The 6,418-nt window shown below is 39.3% G+C and carries 7 protein-coding genes; 1 reads left to right on the forward strand and 6 read right to left on the reverse strand.

The window, feature by feature from the left end; all coding sequences use genetic code 11:
- The 4 genes from Q0236_RS03060 to Q0236_RS03075 all read right to left on the reverse strand — a co-directional run.
- The coding region (locus Q0236_RS03060) for a hypothetical protein (RefSeq protein WP_297915011.1) at positions 1–836 on the reverse strand (836 nt) is incomplete at its 3' end.
- Positions 829–1,515: a methyltransferase domain-containing protein gene (locus Q0236_RS03065; RefSeq protein ID WP_297915014.1), complete on the reverse strand. Its 687-nt coding sequence runs from the start codon at positions 1,513–1,515 to the stop codon at positions 829–831. The genes Q0236_RS03060 and Q0236_RS03065, both read right to left, overlap by 8 nt.
- Positions 1,509–2,471 carry a glycosyltransferase gene (locus tag Q0236_RS03070; RefSeq protein WP_297915017.1) on the reverse strand — a complete coding sequence of 321 codons (963 nt, stop codon included), beginning with the start codon at positions 2,469–2,471 and terminating at the stop codon, positions 1,509–1,511. Before Q0236_RS03070 ends, Q0236_RS03065 begins: the two co-directional genes overlap by 7 nt.
- Before the next feature lie 8 nt (positions 2,472–2,479).
- Positions 2,480–4,012 carry a Gfo/Idh/MocA family oxidoreductase gene (locus tag Q0236_RS03075; RefSeq protein WP_297915020.1) on the reverse strand — a complete coding sequence of 511 codons (1,533 nt, stop codon included), beginning with the start codon at positions 4,010–4,012 and terminating at the stop codon, positions 2,480–2,482.
- Between the two features lie 90 nt (positions 4,013–4,102).
- Here Q0236_RS03075 and nth point away from each other — a divergent pair, with 90 nt between their 5' ends.
- Positions 4,103–4,738 carry an endonuclease III gene (gene nth / locus Q0236_RS03080; RefSeq protein ID WP_005871825.1) on the forward strand — a complete coding sequence of 212 codons (636 nt, stop codon included), beginning with the start codon at positions 4,103–4,105 and terminating at the stop codon, positions 4,736–4,738.
- Positions 4,739–4,932: 194 nt separating this feature from the next.
- Here the strand turns inward: nth and Q0236_RS03085 are convergent, their stop codons facing one another.
- Complete coding sequence (locus Q0236_RS03085) at positions 4,933–5,556, reverse strand: hypothetical protein (protein WP_297915023.1); 624 nt, start codon at positions 5,554–5,556, stop codon at positions 4,933–4,935.
- 27 nt (positions 5,557–5,583) lie between these two features.
- Positions 5,584–6,264: a hypothetical protein gene (locus tag Q0236_RS03090; RefSeq protein WP_297915027.1), complete on the reverse strand. Its 681-nt coding sequence runs from the start codon at positions 6,262–6,264 to the stop codon at positions 5,584–5,586.
- Between the last annotated feature and the right edge of the window lie 154 nt (positions 6,265–6,418).

Below are 6,418 nucleotides of genomic sequence, written 5' to 3' on the forward strand. Positions count from 1 at the left end.
CTTAGATATCCAAAAAGAAAATCTAAAGAATTTATATCATCATAAACATTTGGCGTTTGCCTCTTCCCATCTGGTCTAGCATTCATAAAATGTTCTGCTATACTAATCACATATCTATTTTTTATCATATTTTCTATTTTAAGGATATTTAGAAAATGCTTAATTTTACTTTTTAATGCATTCCTTCCATATATAAAAGCATCGCCACTTATATTTGACGGCATTGCTAGAATTTTATCATCGCCATACTTCAAAGAAATATTATTCTTAAAAGGCTCGAAATCAAAAGACCACCAGCGAAATTTTAAGTCAATTAACCCTCCAACCAAATCTTCTCTGAGACTATAGCACGGAGTTCTTCCTCCTAAAATTTGGTAGCCAAATGTTTTTTTGAAAAGATCTAAATCATTTTTTATAATATTAAAATACTCACCCGGAGAATACTGCTCAAATTCCCTGCACCATTTTCTATCCATCAATGTAGCATTGGAATATCCATGATTATGTCCATGGTATGCTATCTCATCAGATCTACCAAGAATAGAATTTAATAGCTTTAAAAAATCATCATTATTGTATATAGATCCAGTTTTACCGTTATCTAAATATGTTGAGTGCGAATTCATTACCAAAAAATATGTAACTCTAATTTCTGGATATTTATTTAATAAATAGTTTACAAAATAATTGTATAGACCTCCATCACCTAATCCAAGATAACCGCAATCACATTGCTCTCTTAAAAAACGTGACTGACATTTTGAATTTGTAATATCATCTATGCCGAAAATAATGGGAGAGGTTTTATCTAAAAACCATTTCGCTTTACTAATCATCTCTACTCTTTGCTTTAGCAATAAAAAATAGACCGTCATAATTTTGTCTTTTAGTGAACTGATATACTAATATTCTTTTCAAAATTTTAATATAGTCTAAACAGGATTTTGTCTTAAAAAACATATTTTTGTTTTCTGAGTAATAATAGTCATATTTTTTCTCTACATATTCTTTTCTGTCCAATAATTGCTTTAATGTCTCAAAGCTATACCAACAAACATGCTCTTTATTTAACCATAAATTTTCGAGCTTCCCAGACTTTATTAGTCTAATACGCTCATTAGACCAAGGATTCGGCGTAGTGATAATTAATAATGATTCATTATGCATAAATCTTTTTATACCATCCAGCATTAGGCCAGGATTTTCAATATGTTCAATCAGTTCTCCACATACCACAATATCAAATTTATCTTGATATTCAAGCTTATCCAGTTGAGTAACATCTGCGTAATATGCAATATATCCGTATTTATCTTTCAAAATTTCTACATCTTCTTGCAAATAATCAAAACCGACTAAGGAGCTAGCAACTTCTGCAATTTTGCTATGAAGCCAATCATTTGATTTGATTTTTTGTTCATACAACTTATGCTGTATAAATCCTAGGTGTAAAACTTTTTTATCACAACATATTTTTATTATTTCATCTTTTCTAAAAATCACATTATCTAACATAAAATATCCTTTACTTTATCGTATAAGTCACCTAAATTTCTGTTCTTAAATAAAATCGTTCCTGTCGGTCTATCGCATACATCGCTTGCTATCGCAGGGCATTTAAAATATAAAGCCTCTCTAATGCTAAGGGCATCGCCATCGGTATTCGTAGGTCTTATCATTAAGCTAGCCTTTTTAAATATAGGCCAAAGCTCTTTTTGCCCCGTCAGAAAATAAAAATTTTCCTCTAAATTTAAATCTTTTATACGCAGACGCATTTTATCTATATACTCCGTATTAACCTTTTCATTTGCTAGCGCAAAAATAAACCCTAAATTTGGATAGACATTTTTTAGCTTGGCCGTGAGCTCTATGCATATATCAAGCCCGTATAGGTCGGTATTTTTATAAAAAGATATTTGAAATGCGTTTGCCGTTATTATCCGCGTCTTACTTTTTATAAAATCGTAAAAAGATTCGGGGTAGGTAGCTAAAATTTTATCTTCCTCCTCTAACGGTGGCGGCAAGAAAGCATGCTCGATTATAATACTTTTTGGAATATGCAAATTCCTACTTTTGTAATCGTCCAAAATGTGTTTATTAACCACCATCAAAACATCTACGTAATAAAAAAAGACTCTATAAATCAATGCCTTAAATTTAGAGCTCTCCTCAAACAACCTTGGATTATGGCTGGTAGCAATTAAATCAAAATTTTTAAAAAGCCTAGTAATCATAAGCACAAAAACTATCATAATGCCAAACGAGTGAATATTTACAGCTCTAAATTTTGTTTTGCATAATACCGCAAACAAATCGATATATTTCTTAAAACCTTTCTTAGATACATCAAATACTTGCGAATTATCTAGCGACCTACTTAGTCTATAAATATAAACAGACACTCCGCCAAGAGGAGGCGGATATGGTCCAATTATTAAAATTTTATCGTATTTTTTAAGCCTATCTTGCACTAACGAACTCATATCAAAAACGAAATCTCCGTCGTCTGCACCATATCCCAAAGCTCTATCGGCCAGCTTTTGCCTTTTTTTAGAGTCCCAAATAGCACCTCGAGCTCTTCAAGCTGCCCCTTTTGGCTTACGCTCGTTGAAATTTCTTTCAGCCCCACTCCATATCCTTTTAGGTTTTTATAATCGTCCAAAACGATGCTCTTGCCGTCGAAGTGTATCTCCATAAATTCCTTGCTTAGCTCCTTGCTGCCGTTTGCGAAATACTCGATATTTGCCACCGAGCCGTCTTTGTATTTTAAGACGATGGATTTGTTATCATCGGCGCTATATTTTTCGTTGCTCGGCGTGATCGCCTGTGAAAATACGCTCTGTATCTCGCTTCCCGTTAGCGCCGTCATCAGATCTATTATATGGCACGCTTCGCCCACCATCCTGCCGCCGTTTTCGTGCACCCAGTGATCCATCGGTATGTAGCCCGCGTTCATTCTATATCTAATTATCATCGGATTTATTCTAGTGCTCGTGTGCTTTTTTATCTCCTGCGCGTAAGCGCTAAATCGCCTATTAAATCCCACGAATAAAACGGGCTTGTCGCCTTCCCCTTCGTAAAATTTCTTTATCTTTTCAAGCTCCTCTTTATTCGTCGCAAGCGGCTTTTCTACAAATACGTTTTTACCCGCTTCAAGCGCCTTTAAAGTAAGCTCTGCATGGCTATCGTGCCTTGTGGAGATGATCACCAGATCGACGTTTTTGTCATTTAAAATATCGTCTAAATTTGAAGTAGCGTAGCTTGCTCCATATTGCTGCGCCACCGCCTTTGCCTTATGTCCGCTTCGGTTCATGGTCGCGTAAATTTTGTACTTATCCGTAAGCTTTGAGATATTAGGCAGGTGCATACCGGTAGCAAATCCGCCGACTCCGACGAACGCGACGTTTATCACATCCCTGTTTACTGGCGCAGAATTTATAATGATTTTTTTATCGTGATTTAGATAGCTATCAAGTTCGGTTAAATTTGCCTCGCCGTAATCAAGCAAAACCATAAGCGGCTTATTCTGCGAAGTCTGTAGCGACTCAAACGCCTCCGTTACCTGCTCGATAGGGTATTTTGCGTCTATGAGCTTATCCAGCTTTATCAAATTTTCATTTACCAGCCTTAGATACTCGCTCATATTTCGATTTTCAGTCCATCTTACGTAGCTAAACGGATAATCAAGCCCCTGCTCTTCGTAGCTCTTGTCGTAGCGACCGGGGCCATAGGATGTGGAGATGAGAAAATCAAGCTCCTTTTTATACATATCGTCGTCCATTACGCCCGATTTTTTCGCCTCGTCAATTAGTAGCTGAAGCTCGATACCTTTGTCGATCAGCTCCTTTTTTTGAGTCGGCGGAAGAGCGTCGATATTTACGTTCCCAAGCCCGCTAAGAAGCGGCGCAAGCTCTTTTTCGGTAATCTCTTTGCCGTTTGCGGTTGCGTAAACGGTAGCGTTCAGGCTCATAGCCACAGCCAAACTAAGTGTCGAAAATATAAGTTTTCTCATCGTTTTTCCTTTAAAAAATTTAGCAAAAATTATAACTCAAAGTAGTTAACATTCAATTCGCTTTTACGAAAATTGCGGTAATATTCGCTCATGAGAAGTAAAAAAGATATTTTAGAGATAAAAAAGAGAATTTTACAAAACTTCGCAGAAGAGCGCAGCGAGCTGAAATTTAAAGACAACTATCAGCTTTTGGTCTGCGTGATGCTTAGCGCGCAGTGTACCGACAAGCGAGTAAATTTAATCACGCCGCGCTTTTTTGCGGAATTTCCTAGCGTTGCAGAGCTCGCAAAGGCTAATCTGGCAAGCGTAAAGCTGCTAATTAGCTCGTGCAATTTCTACAACAACAAAGCAGTAAATTTAATCAAAATGGCGCAGGCGGTAGTTCGCGACTTTGACGGCGTCGTGCCGCTTGATGAAGCGGGGCTCAAATCTCTTGCGGGCGTGGGGCAAAAGACCGCTCACGTCGTGCTTTTGGAGGGCGCGGGCGCAAACGTGATGGCGGTGGATACGCACGTATTTCGCGTTGCGCATCGCTTGGGGCTGAGCCGTGCAAAGACGCCTGAGCTTACGGAGCGCGATCTTAGCGAGGCTTTTAAAACGGATCTTGGCAAGCTGCACCAAGGCATGGTGCTTTTCGGCCGCTACACCTGTAAGGCGATCAAGCCAAACTGCAAAGAGTGCTTTTTAAACGAGCTGTGCAGCAGCAAGGATAAGAATTTTCCGTAAAATTTTAGCCTGCAAATGCGGGTTTAAATTTACGCACTTAAATTTGACGGAATTTTAAAATTTTGACACCTTGCTTAAACCCGCTCTACGGCAGACGTTCGGCTTTATGGCGCGAAAAATTTAGATTGAAATTTTATAAACGCCTCTTTTGGTTTTTATCTTTTAGAAAAATTTAAAATTTTGCTTTTCGGAGCTTACTGCTTTGCCAGCCAAGCCCGGTATCCTTCGCTTTTAATCACGTCCGCGATGCTTTTTGCCACCTCCTGCGGCAGAAATTCGGACTTTTTATCGATGACGGACACTAGCGCGTAAGCGTTATCGTAATCTTGCAACTCCAAGCCCGCGCGCACCAGCGTTTCGTATAAAAACGGCTCATCCTTTTCGATACTTACCGCATCGTCGTTTAAAAACCCATAGATGAACGCAAGCTGTTTTTTATCGCCGATTTTTAAAAAATAATCGGCTAAATTCGTCGCACTCTTAATGATGATTTTGCGTAGCTCGTCTATCTGCTGCGCAGAGTAGCGCTGGGTAATCAGCCGCCAATTTTCCGCCATTCTCGCCGCAATGATAGACAGCTTGAAAGCCCTGCCGCCATAAGCATATTTTTCGCTTTCATCGTCTATTTTTTCTATGGCCTCGAATTCGCTCACCATATACTCGTATAGCTCCTCATCGCTACCGTTGAAATTTTCTAAATTTAATATCTCGGCGACGGTTTCGGAATTTTCGGGCAGATCGCTTGAATATCCAGGCTCCTGCTCTTCATTTTCTTCATCTAGGGCGACTTTTCTAGCTTCAAAAGTTTTAAAATCCACCAGCGGATTAACGCCCTTTTTTACGAATTAAAAAAAGGCGGAAATATCGATCTGATGCTCATCTACGCAAATTCCGTCCTTAAACATCAGCTCGCTATTTTCGAAAAATTCCCAACCCTCAAGCGCGCCCGGGTAGCTTTGACCGATCCGTCCGTCTAGGACATAGACGCATTCGCTAGCGCTATGATCAGGCATCGCGTGGTCGTTTGAGACGATATACGGCGCTTGCGTTTTTCCAAAAACCTGCAACATTCCGTCGTTGTATTCGCCGCTTATGCCCCAAAGCGCCGTTAGATTGCCGCCGATTGCGATAACGCCGTCCTGCGAATGCAGATAATTACACGCCGTATCTTTGGCGACTTGCAAAAACAGATAATCATCATCGATGATATCGCCGCCGGTGGATAAATTTCCGTTAACAAACATCGCTCGTGCGCTATTTTTACCGCCCGCTTCGCTAAATTTATCCTCAAGCCAAGCGGAATTTATCGTGTCCTCCGAAAGACTAAGATCGCCGTCAAACATCAGCACGTCAAAATTACGATCCAAATGTAAATTTGAACCGAATTTTTGCTCAAATTCATCATAAGGCAGTATAAAAATAGGTGGAATTTTCGTCGCAAAAGAGCTACGGTTTTCGTATCGCTTTGCTTGTGATTTAACGATCTGCTCGCAATTTTGTAGAAAATTTTTGATCTGGTTTTCCATTTTCATATCCTTTTAAATTTCTATTTCGGCAAGTAGTCCATTATATAGCCTGCGGAGCGAAAATTTGCGTTCTGCTTGCAGTTGCGAGTGCAACAAAGCAAAAATCTCTTTCAAAACCAGCGTAGCGACGCCGCAGGCGGGGTTTCTGTAAAGA

This window comes from uncultured Campylobacter sp. (genome assembly GCF_938031315.1).
Classification (GTDB): Bacteria; Campylobacterota; Campylobacteria; order Campylobacterales; family Campylobacteraceae; genus Campylobacter_B.